The 2,324-nt window shown below is 60.2% G+C and carries 2 protein-coding genes; one reads left to right on the top strand and one right to left on the bottom strand.

The window, feature by feature from the left end; all coding sequences use genetic code 11:
* Positions 1-66 precede the first annotated feature (66 nt).
* Positions 67-246 (bottom strand): PA1571 family protein, encoded by a 180-nt coding sequence (locus OC610_RS25870; protein WP_003199629.1) that lies wholly within the window; start codon positions 244-246, stop codon positions 67-69.
* A 258-nt stretch (positions 247-504) separates the two neighbouring features.
* On the opposite strand from OC610_RS25870, the gene OC610_RS25865 reads away from it, so the two are divergent.
* The gene (locus OC610_RS25865) at positions 505-2,277 is read left to right on the top strand and encodes an ABC transporter transmembrane domain-containing protein (protein ID WP_264431872.1); all 1,773 of its coding nucleotides are present in this window, start codon (positions 505-507) and stop codon (positions 2,275-2,277) included.
* Positions 2,278-2,324 lie beyond the last annotated feature (47 nt).

Here is a 2,324-nt window from a genome sequence, read left to right as displayed (position 1 = left end):
CTGTGCAAATCAGCACACATAAAAAACCCGACATCAAGGTCGGGTCCAATTGAAGACGGGCTGTTATCACTTTTGTTCGGCAGGTTTGACCAGTCGTTTTTCCAGCTCGCTGCAGGCTTTCTGGATCATGTCTTCGGTGATCGGAACCTCGCGCCCTTGGGCATCGATGAACGAGCAGCCCAGGGACTGGTCCGGTTGCGTGCGGATCACTTGAATCTTGTCGTCGCTGCTGTGTTGCAAGGACATGGCCTGTCTCCTCATCAGGTTGCGTGCCTATCGTAATGTCGTCAGGTGACCGAGCCATGACACTCCTTGAAGGTTCATGACGACAGCCCCACTCAACCAGAAACACGCATGCGTTTCCAGCCAGACGTTAGACCGATAACATCTAGGCATTAGTATCGGTGGTCATATTTAACCTGACTCATTTCGGTTCACGTTGGTTCCGCTGCGCTTCGGTGCTGTCGGCCGACCTCCTTTGTGCTCCATTATCGGACGATCTTGATGCTTTCTTCCCGACATCGCCGCGCCATACGCCTGGCCAGTGGCTTCATCGCTCCCTATCGCAAGCAGGTCGCCGGAGCGTTACTGGCCCTGATCGTCACGGCCGGTATTACATTGTCCATGGGCCAAGGGATCCGTCTGTTGGTGGACCAAGGCTTCATGACCCGTTCACCGCACCTGCTCAACCAATCCATCGGCCTGTTCATGGTGCTGGTGCTTGGCCTGGCGATCGGTACGTTTGCACGCTTCTACCTAGTGTCGTGGATTGGCGAGCGCGTGGTGGCCGATATCCGGCGGCAGGTGTTCAATCACTTGGTGTATTTGCACCCGGGTTTCTACGAGAACAACCGCAGTTCGGAAATCCAGTCACGGCTGACCGCCGACACGACCTTGCTGCAATCGGTGATCGGTTCTTCGCTGTCGTTGTTCTTGCGCAACGCCTTGATGGTGGTTGGCGGCATCGTGCTGCTGTTCATCACCAATCCCAAGCTGACCAGCATCGTGGTGATTGCCTTGCCACTGGTACTGGCGCCGATCCTGGTGTTCGGCCGCCGGGTGCGCAGTCTTTCGCGCCAGAGCCAGGATCGCATTGCTGACGTCGGCAGCTACGTTTCCGAAACCCTGGGCCAGATCAAGACCGTGCAGGCCTATAACCACCAAGTCCAGGATGAGCAGCGATTTTCCGTGACCGTAGAGCAGGCCTTCGAGACGGCCCGCAAGCGCATCGCCCAGCGTGCCTGGCTGATCACGCTGGTGATCGTGCTAGTGCTGGGGGCCGTGGGGGTGATGCTCTGGGTCGGCGGCATGGATGTGATCGCCGGGCGGATTTCCGGCGGTGAGCTGGCGGCGTTTGTGTTCTACAGCCTCATCGTCGGCAGCGCCTTCGGCACCCTGAGCGAGGTGATTGGCGAGCTGCAGCGGGCGGCCGGCGCGGCAGAGCGCATTGCCGAATTGCTGCGCTCGGAAAATATCATCCAGCCGCCGGCTTCCGGTCTCGTGACCTTGCCCGAGCGGGTCCGGGGTGACCTGCGTCTCGAAGGCGTGCGTTTTTCCTATCCCTCCCGGCCAGACAGCTATGCGGTCGATGGTCTCGACCTGAGTATCAAGGCGGGCGAGACCCTGGCCCTTGTCGGGCCGTCCGGCGCGGGCAAATCAACGGTGTATGACCTGCTGCTGCGCTTCTACGATCCGGCGCAAGGGCAGATCCTCATCGACGACGTGCCGTTGACGTTGGTCGATCCGCTGGACCTGCGTCGTCATTTCGCCCTGGTTTCACAGAATCCGGCGCTGTTTTTCGGCACGGTGGAAGAGAACATCCGCTACGGCAACCCGCAGGCGACATCCGAGCAGGTGCGCGAGGCCGCTCAAATCGCCCATGCCCATGATTTCATCGAGAAAATGCCTGATGGGTATCAGACCCACTTGGGCGATGGCGGCCTCGGATTGTCCGGCGGCCAGCGCCAACGCCTGGCGATCGCCCGGGCTTTGTTGGTGGACGCGCCGATCCTGCTCCTGGACGAAGCCACCAGCGCCCTCGATGCACAAAGCGAACACCTCATCCAGCAAGCCCTGCCCAGCCTGATGAAAAACCGCACCACCCTGGTCATCGCCCACCGCTTGGCCACGGTGAAAAATGCCGACCGGATCGCCGTGATGGACCAGGGCAAAGTGGTCGCCGTGGGCACCCACCAGGAGTTGGTTGCCAGCAATGCGTTGTATGCGCGGTTGGCGGCGTTGCAGTTCAACGTTGGCTTGGACTCGGCAGCCGACTGAGCGCAGCGTCCACACGAATCCCCTGTGGGAGCGAGCTTGCTCGCGAT

This window comes from Pseudomonas agronomica, from assembly GCF_025917275.1.
In the GTDB taxonomy this organism is placed as follows: domain Bacteria; phylum Pseudomonadota; class Gammaproteobacteria; order Pseudomonadales; family Pseudomonadaceae; genus Aquipseudomonas; species Aquipseudomonas agronomica.
The sequence above is the reverse complement of the archived record's forward strand: the minus strand, read 5'-3'. Positions and strand labels throughout refer to the sequence as shown.

Excerpts from the sequence above, each read along its gene's own strand:
- OC610_RS25870 (WP_003199629.1), bottom strand. The coding sequence starts at position 246 with ATGTCCTTGCAACACAGCAGCGACGACAAGATTCAAGTGATCCGCACG.
- OC610_RS25865 (WP_264431872.1), top strand. The coding sequence starts at position 505 with ATGCTTTCTTCCCGACATCGCCGCGCCATACGCCTGGCCAGTGGCTTC.